This is a genomic window from Frigoribacterium sp. CFBP 8766 (assembly GCF_014841435.1).
Taxonomy (GTDB): Bacteria; Actinomycetota; Actinomycetes; order Actinomycetales; family Microbacteriaceae; genus Frigoribacterium.
Window position 1 is genome coordinate 378,044 of record NZ_JACYTX010000001.1, and the last position, 14,565, is coordinate 392,608.

Annotated in this window: 26 protein-coding genes; 25 read left to right on the forward strand and 1 reads right to left on the reverse strand. The window is 67.6% G+C overall.

What is annotated here, in order from left to right; translation table 11 throughout:
• Positions 1–2 precede the first annotated feature (2 nt).
• From rplD to map, 21 genes are all read left to right on the forward strand, one after another.
• Positions 3–665, forward strand: a complete 663-nt coding sequence (rplD, locus tag IFT90_RS01775; RefSeq protein ID WP_123547686.1) for a 50S ribosomal protein L4 — start codon at positions 3–5, stop codon at positions 663–665.
• The gene (rplW, locus tag IFT90_RS01780) at positions 662–961 is read left to right on the forward strand and encodes a 50S ribosomal protein L23 (RefSeq protein WP_123547687.1); all 300 of its coding nucleotides are present in this window, start codon (positions 662–664) and stop codon (positions 959–961) included. Before rplD ends, rplW begins: the two co-directional genes overlap by 4 nt.
• 19 nt (positions 962–980) lie before the next feature.
• Positions 981–1,820 carry a 50S ribosomal protein L2 gene (gene rplB, locus IFT90_RS01785; RefSeq protein WP_123547688.1) on the forward strand — a complete coding sequence of 280 codons (840 nt, stop codon included), beginning with the start codon at positions 981–983 and terminating at the stop codon, positions 1,818–1,820.
• A 12-nt stretch (positions 1,821–1,832) separates the two neighbouring features.
• Positions 1,833–2,114, forward strand: coding sequence for a 30S ribosomal protein S19 (gene rpsS, locus IFT90_RS01790; RefSeq protein WP_123547689.1), 282 nt, complete (start codon positions 1,833–1,835; stop codon positions 2,112–2,114).
• A gap of 24 nt (positions 2,115–2,138) precedes the next feature.
• Entirely contained in the window at positions 2,139–2,531 is a 393-nt protein-coding gene (rplV, locus tag IFT90_RS01795; RefSeq protein ID WP_123547690.1) for a 50S ribosomal protein L22, read from the forward strand.
• Complete coding sequence (gene rpsC / locus IFT90_RS01800; RefSeq protein WP_123547691.1) at positions 2,531–3,310, forward strand: 30S ribosomal protein S3; 780 nt, start codon at positions 2,531–2,533, stop codon at positions 3,308–3,310. Before rplV ends, rpsC begins: the two co-directional genes overlap by 1 nt.
• 2 nt (positions 3,311–3,312) lie before the next feature.
• Positions 3,313–3,732, forward strand: a complete 420-nt coding sequence (gene rplP / locus IFT90_RS01805) for a 50S ribosomal protein L16 (protein WP_043593355.1) — start codon at positions 3,313–3,315, stop codon at positions 3,730–3,732.
• The gene (rpmC, locus tag IFT90_RS01810; protein WP_123547692.1) at positions 3,732–4,064 is read left to right on the forward strand and encodes a 50S ribosomal protein L29; all 333 of its coding nucleotides are present in this window, start codon (positions 3,732–3,734) and stop codon (positions 4,062–4,064) included. Before rplP ends, rpmC begins: the two co-directional genes overlap by 1 nt.
• Positions 4,064–4,360: a 30S ribosomal protein S17 gene (rpsQ, locus tag IFT90_RS01815; RefSeq protein ID WP_133738229.1), complete on the forward strand. Its 297-nt coding sequence runs from the start codon at positions 4,064–4,066 to the stop codon at positions 4,358–4,360. The genes rpmC and rpsQ overlap by 1 nt, the downstream gene beginning before the upstream one ends.
• 34 nt (positions 4,361–4,394) lie before the next feature.
• On the forward strand, positions 4,395–4,763 hold the full coding sequence (gene rplN, locus IFT90_RS01820) for a 50S ribosomal protein L14 (RefSeq protein ID WP_043593350.1): 369 nt from the start codon (positions 4,395–4,397) through the stop codon (positions 4,761–4,763).
• A gap of 3 nt (positions 4,764–4,766) precedes the next feature.
• Complete coding sequence (gene rplX / locus IFT90_RS01825; RefSeq protein WP_133738230.1) at positions 4,767–5,126, forward strand: 50S ribosomal protein L24; 360 nt, start codon at positions 4,767–4,769, stop codon at positions 5,124–5,126.
• Positions 5,126–5,713 (forward strand): 50S ribosomal protein L5, encoded by a 588-nt coding sequence (rplE, locus tag IFT90_RS01830; RefSeq protein ID WP_123547695.1) that lies wholly within the window; start codon positions 5,126–5,128, stop codon positions 5,711–5,713. The genes rplX and rplE overlap by 1 nt, the downstream gene beginning before the upstream one ends.
• A 141-nt stretch (positions 5,714–5,854) precedes the next feature.
• A complete protein-coding gene (gene rpsH, locus IFT90_RS01835) occupies positions 5,855–6,253 on the forward strand; it encodes a 30S ribosomal protein S8 (RefSeq protein WP_123547696.1) in 399 nt (132 codons plus the stop codon).
• A 6-nt stretch (positions 6,254–6,259) separates the two neighbouring features.
• Positions 6,260–6,796, forward strand: a complete 537-nt coding sequence (gene rplF / locus IFT90_RS01840) for a 50S ribosomal protein L6 (protein ID WP_123547697.1) — start codon at positions 6,260–6,262, stop codon at positions 6,794–6,796.
• 2 nt (positions 6,797–6,798) lie between these two features.
• Positions 6,799–7,170, forward strand: a complete 372-nt coding sequence (gene rplR, locus IFT90_RS01845) for a 50S ribosomal protein L18 (RefSeq protein WP_123355181.1) — start codon at positions 6,799–6,801, stop codon at positions 7,168–7,170.
• Positions 7,167–7,922, forward strand: coding sequence for a 30S ribosomal protein S5 (rpsE, locus tag IFT90_RS01850; protein ID WP_123547698.1), 756 nt, complete (start codon positions 7,167–7,169; stop codon positions 7,920–7,922). Before rplR ends, rpsE begins: the two co-directional genes overlap by 4 nt.
• Positions 7,922–8,107, forward strand: a complete 186-nt coding sequence (gene rpmD, locus IFT90_RS01855) for a 50S ribosomal protein L30 (protein ID WP_123547699.1) — start codon at positions 7,922–7,924, stop codon at positions 8,105–8,107. Before rpsE ends, rpmD begins: the two co-directional genes overlap by 1 nt.
• Positions 8,107–8,733: a 50S ribosomal protein L15 gene (gene rplO, locus IFT90_RS01860; RefSeq protein ID WP_123547700.1), complete on the forward strand. Its 627-nt coding sequence runs from the start codon at positions 8,107–8,109 to the stop codon at positions 8,731–8,733. The genes rpmD and rplO overlap by 1 nt, the downstream gene beginning before the upstream one ends.
• Positions 8,734–8,802: 69 nt before the next feature.
• Entirely contained in the window at positions 8,803–10,125 is a 1,323-nt protein-coding gene (gene secY / locus IFT90_RS01865) for a preprotein translocase subunit SecY (RefSeq protein ID WP_123547701.1), read from the forward strand.
• On the forward strand, positions 10,122–10,742 hold the full coding sequence (locus tag IFT90_RS01870; RefSeq protein WP_192040731.1) for an adenylate kinase: 621 nt from the start codon (positions 10,122–10,124) through the stop codon (positions 10,740–10,742). Before secY ends, IFT90_RS01870 begins: the two co-directional genes overlap by 4 nt.
• 5 nt (positions 10,743–10,747) lie before the next feature.
• Complete coding sequence (gene map / locus IFT90_RS01875; protein WP_192040732.1) at positions 10,748–11,581, forward strand: type I methionyl aminopeptidase; 834 nt, start codon at positions 10,748–10,750, stop codon at positions 11,579–11,581.
• Between the two features lie 81 nt (positions 11,582–11,662).
• On the opposite strand, the gene IFT90_RS01880 is transcribed toward map, so the two are convergent.
• The gene (locus IFT90_RS01880; protein ID WP_192040733.1) at positions 11,663–12,931 is read right to left on the reverse strand and encodes an LCP family protein; all 1,269 of its coding nucleotides are present in this window, start codon (positions 12,929–12,931) and stop codon (positions 11,663–11,665) included.
• A gap of 178 nt (positions 12,932–13,109) precedes the next feature.
• Between IFT90_RS01880 and infA the strand changes: the two genes are divergently transcribed.
• The 4 genes from infA (at position 13,110) to rpsK (ending at position 14,527) form a co-directional block, all read left to right on the forward strand.
• On the forward strand, positions 13,110–13,331 hold the full coding sequence (infA, locus tag IFT90_RS01885) for a translation initiation factor IF-1 (protein ID WP_055857193.1): 222 nt from the start codon (positions 13,110–13,112) through the stop codon (positions 13,329–13,331).
• 68 nt (positions 13,332–13,399) lie between these two features.
• Positions 13,400–13,516, forward strand: coding sequence for a 50S ribosomal protein L36 (gene rpmJ, locus IFT90_RS01890; protein WP_043593327.1), 117 nt, complete (start codon positions 13,400–13,402; stop codon positions 13,514–13,516).
• Between the two features lie 193 nt (positions 13,517–13,709).
• Positions 13,710–14,084, forward strand: coding sequence for a 30S ribosomal protein S13 (rpsM, locus tag IFT90_RS01895; protein WP_056057338.1), 375 nt, complete (start codon positions 13,710–13,712; stop codon positions 14,082–14,084).
• Positions 14,085–14,128: 44 nt separating this feature from the next.
• On the forward strand, positions 14,129–14,527 hold the full coding sequence (gene rpsK, locus IFT90_RS01900; RefSeq protein WP_055799944.1) for a 30S ribosomal protein S11: 399 nt from the start codon (positions 14,129–14,131) through the stop codon (positions 14,525–14,527).
• Positions 14,528–14,565 lie beyond the last annotated feature (38 nt).

A 14,565-nucleotide genomic window follows, 5' to 3' on the forward strand; every position in this document is an offset into this window, starting at 1 on the left:
TCATGGCCACCATCAACGCAACGGCCACCTCGGTGGACGTCCTCGACGCCAAGGGCGTGAAGACCAGCACGGTCGAGCTGCCCGGCGAGATCTTCGACGTCGTCACGAACGTGCCGCTCATCCACCAGGTCGTCGTCGCCCAGCAGGCCGCCGCTCGCCAGGGCACGCACAAGACCAAGCGTCGCGGCGAGGTCTCCGGTGCCGGCCGCAAGCCGTTCAAGCAGAAGGGCACCGGCCGCGCTCGTCAGGGCTCGATCCGTGCTCCCCAGATGACCGGCGGTGGCATCGTCCACGGTCCGCAGCCGCGTGACTACTCGCAGCGCACCCCCAAGAAGATGATCGCCGCTGCTCTGCTCGGCGCTCTGTCCGACCGTGCCCGCGGTGCTCGCGTGCACGTCGTCGAGAGCTTCGTCGCCGACACGGTGTCGACCAAGGTCGCACTCGAGCTGCTCTCGACGATCTCGTCGAGCAAGCACGTCCTGGTCGTCATCGACCGCGACGACGCGCTCACCCGCAAGAGCGTCAACAACGTGCCCACGGTCCACGTGATCACGTTCGACCAGCTCAACGCCTACGACGTCCTCGTCAGCGACGACATCGTCTTCACGAAGAGCGCCTTCGACGGCTTCGTCGCCTCGAAGAGCAAGAAGGAGGCCACCGCATGAGCGGCTACGGCAAGGACCCCCGCGACGTCATCATCGCGCCCGTCGTCTCCGAGAAGAGCTACTCCCTGATCGATCAGGGCAAGTACACCTTCATCGTCGACCCGCGGTCGAACAAGACCGAGATCAAGCTCGCGATCGAGAAGATCTTCGACGTCAAGGTCGACAGCATCAACACGTTGAACCGCGTCGGCAAGACCCGTCGCACCCGCTTCGGCACCGGCAAGCGCAAGGACACCAAGCGCGCCATCGTGACGCTCAAGTCGGGCTCCATCGACATCTTCACGGCTGTCGGCTAGGGCCCGGAGGGAAAACAAAATGGCTATTCGTAAGTACAAGCCCACGACTCCTGGTCGTCGCGGTTCGTCGGTCGCCGACTTCGCGGAGATCACGCGTTCCACCCCGGAGAAGTCGCTGCTCCGTCCGCTCTCCAAGAGCGGTGGCCGCAACAACGCCGGTCGGATCACGACGCGTCACATCGGTGGTGGCCACAAGCGCCAGTACCGCGTGATCGACTTCCGTCGCAACGACAAGGACGGCGTCAACGCCAAGGTCGCTCACATCGAGTACGACCCCAACCGCACGGCGCGCATCGCGCTCCTGCACTTCGTCGACGGCTCGAAGCGCTACATCATCGCGCCGAACAAGCTGTCGCAGGGCGACATCGTCGAGTCGGGTCCCGGCGCCGACATCAAGCCCGGCAACAACCTGCCGCTCAAGAACATCCCGGTCGGAACCATCATCCACGCGATCGAGCTCAAGCCCGGCGGCGGCGCGAAGATGGCCCGCTCGGCTGGTGCCTCGGTGCGTCTCGTCGCCAAGGACGGCCCCTACGCGCAGCTCCGCCTGCCGTCGGGCGAGGTCCGCAACGTCGACGCACGCTGCCGCGCCACCATCGGCGAGGTCGGCAACGCCGAGCAGTCGAACATCAACTGGGGCAAGGCCGGCCGCATGCGCTGGAAGGGCGTCCGCCCGACCGTCCGTGGTGTCGCCATGAACCCCGTCGACCACCCGCACGGTGGTGGTGAGGGCAAGACCTCCGGTGGACGCCACCCGGTCAGCCCGTGGGGCCAGAAAGAGGGCCGCACGCGCCACCCCAACAAGGAGAGCGACAAGCTCATCGTCCGCCGTCGTAACGCTGGCAAGAAGCGTAAGTAGGAGTTGTAGAAGATGCCACGCAGTCTTAAGAAGGGCCCCTTCGTCGATGACCACCTGCTTCGCAAGGTCGTCACGCAGAACGAGGCCAACACCAAGAACGTCATCAAGACCTGGTCGCGCCGTTCGATGATCGTCCCCAACATGCTGGGACACACCATCGCCGTGCACGACGGGCGCAAGCACATCCCCGTGTTCGTGACCGAGAGCATGATCGGCCACAAGCTCGGCGAGTTCGCGCCCACCCGCACCTTCCGCGGCCACGTGAAGGACGACAAGAAGGGTCGTCGCCGCTAACGCGGCGACGTAAGGAGGAGAGAAATGGTGGAGTCGATCGCACGCGTGCGTCACATCCGCGTCACCCCCATGAAGGCCCGTCGCGTCGTCAACCTGATCCGCGGCAAGCAGGCCCTCGAGGCCCTGGCCATCCTGAAGTTCGCGCCCCAGGGCGCCAGCGAGCCCGTCTACAAGCTCGTCGCGTCGGCCATGGCCAACGCGCGTGTCAAGGCGGACAAGGACAACAGCTACCTGGACGAGCAGGACCTCTACGTGAGCCGTGCATTCGTCGACCAGGGCGCGACCCTCAAGCGGTTCCAGCCGCGTGCCCAGGGGCGTGCCTTCCAGATCCTGAAGCGCACCAGCCACATCACGATCGTCCTCGCGACGCCGGATGAGGTCGAGGCTGCCGCTGCTACGAAGAAGGCGAGCAAGTAATGGGCCAGAAAGTCAACCCGTACGGCTTCCGTCTGGGCATCACCACCGACCACGTGTCGCGGTGGTTCACCGACAGCACCAAGGCCGGTCAGCGCTACAGCGACTACGTCGCCGAGGACATCAAGATCCGCACGCTGCTCAAGACCTCGCTCGACCGCGCCGGCGTGGCCAAGATCGAGATCGAGCGCACCCGTGACCGCGTCCGCGTCGACATCCACACGGCCCGTCCGGGCATCGTGATCGGGCGTCGTGGCGCCGAGGCCGAGCGCATCCGCGGCGACCTCGAGAAGCTCACGAGCAAGCAGATCCAGCTGAACATCCTCGAGGTCAAGAACCCCGAGGCCGAGGCTCAGCTCGTCGCGCAGGGCATCGCCGAGCAGCTCGCTGCTCGTGTGGCGTTCCGGCGTGCGATGCGCAAGGGCCTCCAGGGCGCCCAGCGCGCCGGCGCCAAGGGCGTCCGGATCCAGGTCTCGGGTCGCCTCGGCGGCGCCGAGATGAGCCGCTCGGAGTTCTACCGCGAGGGCCGTGTGCCCCTGCACACCCTCCGCGCCAACATCGACTACGGCTTCTACGAGGCCAAGACCACCTTCGGTCGCATCGGTGTCAAGGTCTGGATCTACAAGGGCGACATCACCAACAAGGAGCTCGCGCGCGAGCAGGCGAACCAGAAGTCGTCTCGCCCCGAGCGCCGCAACGACCGTGACGGTGCACGTCGCGGGGGCAGCGACCGCGCCCCCCGCGAGCAGAAGGCACCCGCCACCACAGGAGCTGAGGCGTAACCATGCTTATCCCCCGTCGTGTCAAGCACCGCAAGCAGCACCACCCCGGCCGTAGCGGCCAGGCCACTGGTGGCACCAAGGTCAGCTTCGGTGAGTACGGCATCCAGGCACTCACGCCCGCCTACGTGACCAACCGTCAGATCGAGTCCGCTCGTATCGCCATGACGCGTCACATCAAGCGTGGCGGCAAGGTCTGGATCAACATCTACCCCGACCGTCCCCTCACGAAGAAGCCCGCCGAGACCCGCATGGGTTCCGGCAAGGGCTCGCCCGAGTGGTGGGTCGCCAACGTCAAGCCGGGTCGCGTGCTCTTCGAGCTCAGCGGCGTCAGCGAGGAGATCGCCAAGGAGGCGCTCACTCGTGCAATCCACAAGCTGCCCCTCAAGGCACGCATCATCAAGCGCGAGGAGGGCGACGCATAATGGCGATCGGTTCCAAGGAGCTCCGTCCTGTCGAGCTCGACACTTTCGAAGACGAGCGTCTCGTCGACGAGCTGAAGAAGGCCAAGGAAGAGCTGTTCAACCTGCGCTTCCAGTCGGCCACCGGCCAGCTCGAGAACCACGGCCGCGTGCGCGCCGTGAAGCGCGACATCGCTCGCATCTACACGGTCCTGCGTGAGCGCGAGCTCGGCATCCGTGCCACCCCCGCCCCGGTCGAGGCCGCCCCCAAGGCGACCAAGAAGTCGACCAAGAAGGCTGCCGCCGCCGACGAGGCGCCCGCCGCCGACACCGTCGAGACTGCCGAGGAGAAGTAATGGCCACCGAGAACAAGACCGAGGTCGACTCGGCAGCCGTCGAGGTCCGCGGCTACCGCAAGACCCGTCGCGGCTACGTGACCAGCGACAAGATGGACAAGACCATCGTCGTCGAGGTCGAGGACCGCGTGAAGCACCCCCTGTACGGCAAGGTCATCCGCCGCACCTCCAAGGTGAAGGTCCACGACGAGGCCAACGCGGCCGGCGTCGGCGACCTCGTCGTGATCAGCGAGACCCGTCCGCTCAGCGCCACCAAGCGCTGGCGCCTGGTCGAGATCCTCGAGAGGGCGAAGTAGGCCTCGCGGTCTGCTCGCGTAGAAGGAGACAGAAGTGATTCAGCAGGAATCCCGCCTCAAGATCGCCGACAACACCGGCGCCAAGGAGATCCTCACCATCCGCGTCCTCGGTGGCTCCGGCCGTCGTTACGCCGGACTCGGTGACGTGATCGTGGCGACCGTCAAGGACGCGATCCCCGGCGGCAACGTCAAGAAGGGTGACGTCGTCAAGGCCGTCATCGTTCGCACCAAGAAGGAGGTCCGTCGTCCGGACGGCTCCTACATCAAGTTCGACGAGAACGCCGCAGTGATCCTGAAGGCCGATGGCGACCCCCGTGGCACGCGCATCTTCGGACCGGTCGGTCGCGAGCTTCGCGACAAGAAGTTCATGAAGATCATCTCGCTGGCGCCGGAGGTTATCTAAGTCATGGCAAACATCAAGAAGGGTGACCTCGTGCAGGTCATCACCGGGGCGACCCAGGCCCGCGGCGGCGACCGCGGCAAGCAGGGCAAGGTCCTCGAGGTCCTCGTCGAGCGCAACCGCGTCGTGGTCGAGGGCGTCAACCTCGTCACGAAGCACGTGCGCGTCGGCCAGACGCAGCGCGGCACCAAGACCGGTGGCATCGAGACGCACGAGGCCCCCCTCCACGTCTCGAACGTCGCAATCGTCGACCCCAAGACCAAGAAGCCGACCCGCGTCGGCTTCCGCGAAGAGACGGTCACGAAGAACGGCGTCACCAAGACCGTCCGCGTCCGCTACGCCAAGGCGTCGGGAGAGAACCTCTGATGACTGACACCACCACGAGCACGCCGGCCGCGCTGCCCCGCCTCAAGGCGAAGTACCGCGCCGAGATCCTGCCGCAGCTGAAGAGCGACTTCGGTTTCACGAACGTCCACCAGGTCCCCGGCCTGGTCAAGATCGTCGTGAACACCGGTGTCGGCGAGGCAGCTCGCGACAGCAAGATCATGGACGGCGCCATCAAGGACCTGACCGCCATCACGGGTCAGAAGCCGCAGGTCACCAAGGCGCGCAAGTCGATCGCGCAGTTCAAGCTGCGTGAGGGCCAGGCCATCGGCGCTCACGTCACGCTGCGTGGCGACCGTGCCTGGGAGTTCCTGGACCGACTGCTCTCGCTGGCGCTGCCGCGCATCCGCGACTTCCGTGGTCTCAGCGACCGCCAGTTCGACGGCAACGGCAACTACACCTTCGGCCTCAACGAGCAGAGCATGTTCCACGAGATCGACCAGGACCGCATCGACCGTGTCCGTGGCTTCGACATCACCGTCGTCACCACGGCCCGGAACGACGACGAGGGCCGGGCTCTGCTCAAGGCTCTCGGCTTCCCGTTCCGCACGGCCGACCAGGCCAACTAAGATCGTCCGGTCGGCAACTCCACATCGGAGTTGCCGACCGTTCCCCTGAGGTCCCGGAGAATCGCTCCGTGACCGCCCGATCATCGAGGTCGGCACCCGGTGTACCGGATGTCGAAACCGGATGAGGAAGAGATCAACCGCATGACGATGACAGATCCGGTCGCAGACCTGCTGACCAGACTGCGCAACGCGAACTCGGCTCACCACGAGACCGTCTCGCTCCCCAGCAGCAAGCTCAAGTCCCACATCGCTGAGATCCTCAAGCGTGAGGGCTTCATCGAGTCGTGGAAGGTCGAGGACGCCCGTGTGGGCCAGACCCTCACCATCGACCTCAAGTACGGCCCCGACCGCCAGCGCTCCATCGTGGGCATCAAGCGCGTCTCGAAGCCCGGTCTCCGGGTGTACGCGAAGTCGACCGAGATCCCCCAGGTCTTCGGTGGCCTCGGCGTGGCGATCCTGTCCACCTCCTCCGGTCTGCTGACCGACCGTGAGGCCGAGAAGAAGGGCGTAGGCGGAGAAGTCCTCGCCTACGTGTGGTAACCCGCCATGTCTCGAATCGGAAGACTCCCCATCTCGATCCCTGCCGGGGTCGACGTGAAGATCGACGGCCAGGCCGTCTCGGTCAAGGGCCCGAAGGGCGAGCTCGCGCTCGTCGTCAAGAGCCCCATCGAAGCCAAGCTCGAAGAGGGCACCGTCGTCGTGACGCGTCCCGACGACGAGCGTGAGTCGCGTGCCCTGCACGGCCTGACCCGTACCCTCATCGCCAACCAGATCATCGGCGTGACCCAGGGCTACACCAAGGGCCTCGAGGTCGTCGGCACCGGTTACCGCGTGCAGGCGAAGGGCTCGAACGTCGAGTTCGCGCTCGGCTACTCGCACCCCATCACCGTCGAGCCGCCCGCGGGCATCAGCTTCACGGTCGAGGGCAACAACAAGCTCACGGTCGTCGGCATCGACAAGCAGGCCGTCGGCGAAGTCGCCGCCAACATCCGCAAGCTGCGCAAGCCCGAGCCCTACAAGGGCAAGGGTGTCCGCTACGCCGGCGAGGTCGTCCGCCGCAAGGCCGGAAAGTCAGGTAAGTAATCATGGGTCTCGGTACACGAGGAAAGTCCAAGTCGGCAGCCACCAAGCGCCGTCACACCCGCCTGCGCAAGAAGGTCGTGGGCACCGAAGAGCGCCCCCGTCTCGTCGTCACCCGCTCGGCCCGTCACGTCTTCGTGCAGGTCGTCGACGACAGCAAGGGCTTCACCGTCGCCAGCGCCTCGACCCTCGAGGCCGACATGCGCACGTTCGACGGTGACAAGACCGCTAAGTCCCGCAAGGTCGGCGCGCTCGTCGCCGAGCGTGCGAAGGCCGCGGGCATCGAGGCCGTCGTGTTCGATCGCGGCGGCAACAAGTACGCCGGACGCGTCGCGGCCATCGCCGAAGGCGCCCGAGAGGCTGGTTTGAACCTGTGAGCGACGCTACGAACACCACTCCCCCCGAGGCCCCGGCCGAGGCGACGACGGAGGCCGCCAAGGCTCCCGCCGAGGCCGTCGTCGAGCGCCCCGTCGAGACGGCTGCCGGCTCGGAGTCCAACAACCGCGAAGGCGGTCGCACCGACCGTCGCGGCGGTCAGGGCCGCGGAGACCGCAACGCCGGTGGCCGTGGCCGCGGCGACCGTGACGACAAGAGCCAGTTCCTGGAGCGCGTCGTCACCATCAACCGCGTGTCCAAGGTCGTCAAGGGCGGTCGTCGCTTCAGCTTCACGGCGCTCGTCGTCGTCGGTGACGGCAACGGACTCGTCGGCGTCGGCTACGGCAAGGCCCGCGAGGTCCCGACCGCCATCAGCAAGGGCGTCGAGGAGGCGAAGAAGAACTTCTTCCGCGTCCCCCGCATCGGCAACACCATCCCGCACCCCGTGCAGGGCGAGGCTGCTGCTGGCGTCGTGATGCTGCGTCCGGCCTCGGCCGGTACCGGTGTCATCGCCGGTGGTCCCGTCCGCGCCGTGCTCGAGTGCGCCGGCATCCACGACGTGCTCAGCAAGTCGCTCGGCTCGTCCAACACGATCAACATCGTGCACGCGACCGTCACTGCGCTGAAGCTCCTCGAGGAGCCTCGTGCCGTCGCGGCCCGTCGTGGCCTCGACATCGACCAGGTGATGCCGGCGTTCCTGCAGCGTGCAGAGGACGCAGCGCGCACCGCCGCGACCGAGAAGGCAGGTGCCTGATGGCCGCCAACCTCAAGGTGACCCAGATCAAGTCCGTAATCAGCGAGAAGCAGAACCAGCGTGACACGCTGCGGAGCCTGGGCCTCAAGCGGATCGGCCACTCGGTCGTTCGCGAGGACACCAAGCAGAACCGTGGCTACGTCAACGTGGTCGCTCACCTCGTGAAGGTCGAGGAGATTGACTAATGGCTGACGAGAAGAAGGAGCCGGCCGCGAAGGCCGCTCCCAAGAAGGCCGCCGCCCCCAAGGCGACGACCACCAAGGCTGCTGCCCCCAAGGCCGCCGCCAAGAAGCCGGCTGCCGACAAGGCCGCCGCGTCGACGGCGTCCAGCACGACGTCGGCCCCGGCCGGCTCGTCGGACGTCGCGCGTCCGCAGGTGCTCAAGGTGCACCACCTCCGCCCGGCTCCCGGTGCCAAGAAGGCGAAGACCCGCGTCGGACGCGGTGAGGGCTCGAAGGGCAAGACGGCCGGACGTGGCACCAAGGGCCAGAAGGCCCGGTACCAGGTCAAGGTCGGCTTCGAGGGCGGCCAGATGCCGCTGCACATGCGTACTCCGAAGCTGCGCGGGTTCAAGAACCCGTTCCGCGTCGAGTACCAGGTCGTGAACCTCGAGAAGCTCGGCGAGCTCTACCCCCAGGGAGGCGACGTCACCATCGTCGACCTGGTCGCCAAGGGCGCCGTCCGCAAGAACGAGAAGGTCAAGGTCCTGGGTCAGGGCGACCTCAGCGTCGCGCTGACCGTCGCGGTCGACAAGGTCTCCGGCTCTGCCGAAGAGAAGATCGTCGCCGCAGGCGGATCCGTCACCAAGTAATGCCCTGAGGGGGTGGTCCGTCAGGGCCACCCCCTTCAGTCGTCTATCCTTCACACCGGGAGGCCCACCATGTTCAGAGCTGTCGCGCGCATCATGCGCACGCCCGACCTTCGCCGCAAGATCGGGTTCACGCTCGGCATCATCGCGCTCTTCCGGCTGGGGTCCTTCATCCCTGCTCCGTTCGTGGACTACCAGAACGTGCAGCTCTGCCTCGCCGGCAGCCAGGGCACGTCGGGCCTCTACGAGCTCGTGAACCTCTTCAGCGGCGGCGCACTGCTGCAGCTGTCCGTGTTCGCGCTGGGCATCATGCCCTACATCACGTCGTCGATCATCGTGCAGCTGCTGCGCGTGGTGATCCCGCACTTCGACACCCTCTACAAGGAGGGCCAGTCCGGCCAGGCCAAGCTGACCCAGTACACGCGGTACCTCACCATCGCGCTGGGCATCCTGCAGTCGACCACCCTCATCACCGTCGCCCGCTCCGGCACGCTCTTCGCGGGCTCCGGCGCCGCGGAGTGCCAGCAGCTCATCACGAACGACGCCTGGTACGCCGTGCTCCTCATGGTCATCACCATGACCGCCGGCACCGGCCTCATCATGTGGATGGGCGAGCTCATCACCGAGCGCGGCATCGGCAACGGCATGTCGCTCCTCATCTTCACGTCGATCGCGGCCCGCTTCCCCACGGCCCTCTGGAGCATCGCCCAGGCCCGCGGCTTCGAGATCTTCCTCATGGTCATCGCGGTCGGACTGGTCATCATGGCCGCCGTCGTGTTCGTCGAGCAGTCGCAGCGGCGAGTGCCCGTCCAGTACGCCAAGCGCATGGTCGGCAGGCGGACGTACGGGGGCAACAACACCTACATCCCGATCAAGGTCAACATGGCCGGCGTCGTGCCCGTCATCTTCGCCTCGTCGCTGCTGTACCTGCCTGCCCTCGTCGCCCAGTTCAACCGGCCCACCGACGGCACCGCTCCGGCGGCGTGGGTCTCGTGGGTCGAGGCGAACCTCACCTCGGGCGACAACCCGCTCTACATGGCCGTGTACTTCGCGCTCATCGTCGGGTTCACCTACTTCTACGTCGCGATCACCTTCAACCCCGAAGAGGTCGCTGACAACATGAAGAAGTACGGCGGGTTCATCCCCGGCATCCGTGCCGGCCGTCCGACGGCCGAGTACCTCGACTACGTCCTGACGCGGGTCACCCTGCCCGGCTCGTTGTACCTCGGCATCGTGGCGCTCATCCCGCTGATCGCCCTCGCCACCGTCGGCGCGAACCAGAACTTCCCCTTCGGCGGCGCGAGCATCCTGATCATCGTCGGCGTGGGCCTCGAGACGGTCAAGCAGATCGACTCGCAGCTCCAGCAGCGTCACTACGAGGGGCTCCTCCGATGACCGGTGCACAGTCGGTCCCGGCGCCGCGCCTCCTGATCGTCGGTCCGCCCGGCGCGGGCAAGGGCACCCAGGCGGTGCGCATCGCCGAGTCGTTCGGCATCCCCGCGATCTCGACGGGCGACATCTTCCGGGCCAACGTCGCAGGCGAGACCGATCTCGGCCTCAAGGTCAAGGCGATCCTCGACGCCGGCGACTACGTCCCGGACAGCCTGACCAACGAGCTCATCAGCGACCGCCTGACGGAGGCGGACGCCGAGCAGGGGTTCCTGCTCGACGGCTACCCGCGCACCGTGCAGCAGGTCGAGTTCCTCGACGAGTTCCTCGCCGGTCGCGGCGAGGCCCTCGCGGCCGTCGTGCAGCTCGTCGCCGATCGTGACGAGATCGTCGAGCGCCTGCGCCGACGCGCCCTCGACCAGGGGCGCTCCGACGACACGGAGGAGGCGATCCGCCACCGGCAGGACGTCTACCTCCGCGAGACCGCTCCCCTGATCGAGACGTATCGCGACCGCGGCCTGCTCGTCGAGGTCGACGGCCTGGGCACCATCGACGAGGTCGCCTCGCGCATCGACGACGCTCTCGTGGGCGCCGGCTTCCGGCCCACCGCCTCCGCGTCCTGACCGACGTGGCGTTCCGCAAGCCCGGGATCTACAAGACCCCCGACGAGCTCCGGCTCATGGTGCGCCCGGGCGTCCTGACTGCGGAGGCGCTGGACGCCGTCGCTGCCGTCATCCGACCCGGGGTCACCACCGGTGAGCTCGACGCCGTGGCAGAGCGCGCGATCCGCGAAGGCGGAGGCGTGCCCAACTTCATGCTCGTCCCGGGCTACCGGCACACGATCTGCGCCTCCGTGAACGAGGAGGTCGTCCACGGCATCCCCGGCGATCGCGTCCTGCGGGCAGGTGACATCGTCTCCGTCGACTGCGGCGCCGAGGTCGACGGCTGGAACGGCGACAGCGCTCGGACCTTCGTCCTCGACGACCCGTCGCGCCCCGAGCTCGTGGCCGAGCGGCGGCTCCTCGCCGAGGTCACCGAGGAGGCGCTCTGGCGCGGCATCGCGGCCCTGGCCGTGGCCCGCCATCTCAACGAGGTCGGCGACGCCGTCGAGGACCACGTGGAGTCCCGGGGCGAGTTCGGCATCGTCGAGGACTACACGGGCCACGGCATCGGCCGGTCGATGCACGAGGAGCCGCCCGTCTTCAACTACCGGATCAAGGGTCGCGGCCCCGCGGTGCGGTCCGGCCTCGTCGTCGCCATCGAGCCCATGGTCACGCGAGGAGGCGGCGACACGGTCACCCAGGACGACGACTGGACCGTGTCCACGGTCGACGGCTCGGACGCCGCGCACTGGGAGCACTCGGTGGCTGTCCACGAAGGCGGAATCTGGGTCACGACGGCCCACGACGGGGGAGCAGCCGGCCTCGCCGCGCTCGGCGTCCGGCCCGTCCCCGTCGCCTGAGGCGTCGTCAGGCCACGTCAGTCGACGAGACGAGACGCGTTGGTGCGTCGTCCGCGCGTGGGGGCGATGGTCGGGCCTGCCTCAGCCCCGCGAGGACCCGACCGAGCAGGTCGCCTCGGCGGCCGTCTGGCCCGTGATCGTCGACGGCAGTGTCGTCGTGACCGGTGCCGGCTCCGTCGGTGCGGTGGTCCCCGCATCGTCGGCGCCGGTCGTTCCGGTGGCCTCGGGCGCGGGCGTCTCGGGCGCAGGTGCGGGCGCGGCCGACTCGTCCACGGTGGAGCCTCGGCCCACCGCCTCATCGCCGAGCGTGAACTTCTGGTCGGCCTGCAGCGCCGCCTCGAGCACTGCGGCATCCGACTCGGCGGGGATCACCCGACCGGCCTGGTCGGGGTCGTCGACCACCGGGTACTGCACGAACACGATGTCTGCCGGGGTCAGGTTCCTCAGCGCGAGCGCGAGCGACACCAGCGTGTCGGGCGAGCTCAGGGACGACGAGAGCGTCATGTTGCCGAGCGCTGCCGAGGCCAGCTTGTAGAGCGTCGTCGGGCTGCCGAGCGTGCCGCCGGAGATGATCGTGCGCATCATCGACGACAGGAACACCTGCTGCGAGCTGATGCGGGCGAGGTCGCTCCCGTCGCCGACGCCGTGGCGCGTCCGGAGGAACTCGAGGGCGTCCTTGCCCTGCAGGGAGTGGGTGCCGGCCGAGAGGTCGAGCCCGGTGTCGGTGTCGCGGATCCGCTGCGTCACGCAGACGTCGACCCCGCCTAGAGCGTTCGACATCTCGATGACGCCGTCGAAGGTGATCATGCCCGCGTAGTAGACGCTCAGCCCCGTCATGCTCTCGACGGCGGCGACCGTGCAGCTGATGCCGCCGTCGCCGTAGAGGGTGTTGAACTGCTGGTACGAGGCGGCCGGATGGGCCGCCCCGTCGTCGCCGGTGCACGCAGGGCGGTCGATCATCAGGTCGCGCGGGAAGCTCACGGCCGTGAGCTGGGTCTGGTCCTCGGACAGGTGCAGGAGGATGTTGACGTCGTTCCGCACCCCGTCGACCACGCCGGCGTCCACCGCGCTGCCGGGATCACGCTGGTCGCTGCCGATCAGGAGGATGTTCGCGCCGCCGGGGATGGCCGAGATCTCCTTCGGGGCGGCCGTCTCGTTGTCCAGGGCGACCGACGTCACCGACGAGGTGAGCTGCTGGGCGGTGATGGCGGCCAAGGAGGCGCCGCTCACGAGCAGCACGGCCAGTGCGCTGGCCACGAGGGTCACCAGGGCCCGGAACGGCCCTCGCCGTCGGAGGCGACCGTGACGGGCGGCGCCTCGGCGGCCGGGCGTGCGTGTCTGCTGGGGCATGCGGAGCTCCTGGTCGGCGTCTCGTCGTCGACTCGGCGTGTCGGGTCGACGGGCGGGTTGCTGAAGTGTAGCGGCATCACCTAGGATCGATCTTTGGTGTTCCCAGGCCACATCTGTGTGCCCGGGGCGCCGACTGCCCGCACGACCAACACCCCCAACTCTGAGCGACTGTGAGTCCATGGCCAAAAAAGACGGTGTCATCGAAATCGAAGGAGCTGTGATCGAAGCTCTGCCCAACGCGATGTTCCGCGTCGAGCTGACCAACGGTCACAAGGTTCTCGCCCACATCTCGGGAAAGATGCGTCAGCACTACATCCGCATCCTCCCCGAAGACCGTGTGATCGTCGAGCTGAGCCCCTACGACCTGACCCGCGGCCGGATCGTCTACCGCTACAAGTAGGGCGTGCTGGAAAGGAACGGCCCCGCGCACCCGTGGGGCACGAAGCCAGCGAGATCAAGGAAACAACGATGAAGGTCAACCCCAGCGTCAAGCCCATCTGCGAGCACTGCAAGGTGATCCGCCGCAAGGGCAACGTCATGGTCATCTGCAAGAGCAACCCGCGTCACAAGCAGCGTCAGGGCTAGTCAGCGGCCACGCTCGACCGCGACAGCGGTCAGCAGCAGCCGGGGCTCCCGAGCCCCACAGCACCACCCCACGAGCAGCACCAGAGCCCGTCGACACGTCGCCCCGCGCGCCGTCCGGCGGGGGACACCCCGGGCGGAGGCCCGGGCACCGGTGCTGCGTCACACCTCCACCACTCTCTGAGGAGAAGCCACCATGGCACGTCTAGCAGGCGTTGACATCCCGCGTGACAAGCGCGTCGAAGTCGCACTGACCTACATCTACGGAGTCGGCCGCACCCGCGCGCTCAAGACTCTCGCCGAGACCGAGATCGACGGCAACATCCGCGTCAAGGACCTCACGGACGACCAGCTCGTCCTGCTCCGCGACCACATCGAGGGCAACTTCAAGGTAGAGGGCGACCTCCGCCGTGAGGTCGCCGCCGACATCCGCCGCAAGGTCGAGATCGGCAGCTACGAGGGCATCCGCCACCGCCGCGGCCTGCCTGTGCGCGGCCAGCGCACCAAGACGAACGCGCGTACCCGCAAGGGCCCGAAGCGCACCGTCGCCGGCAAGAAGAAGGCTCGCTAGGCCCCGGCTCCCGCCGTACGCCTCTAGGTTCGTAGGAGATCAAAATGGCAGCACCGAAGTCGGCCGCGCGCAAGCCCCGCCGCAAAGAGAAGAAGAACGTCGCCGTGGGCCAGGCCCACATCAAGAGCACGTTCAACAACACCATCGTGTCGATCACCGATCCCTCGGGTGCCGTGCTGAGCTGGGCTTCGTCCGGCGCCGTCGGCTTCAAGGGCTCGCGCAAGTCGACCCCGTTCGCCGCGCAGCTCGCGGCCGAGTCGGCTGCGCGTCAGGCGCAGGAGCACGGCGTCAAGAAGGTCGACGTCTTCGTCAAGGGCCCGGGCTCGGGTCGCGAGACCGCGATCCGCTCGCTCCAGGCCGCAGGCCTCGAGGTCGGCTCGATCAACGACGTCACCCCGCAGGCGCACAACGGCTGCCGCCCGCCGAAGCGTCGTCGCGTCTAACTGAGTTGCCGCCCGTCGTGCCTCCTCCTCCCCTCGTG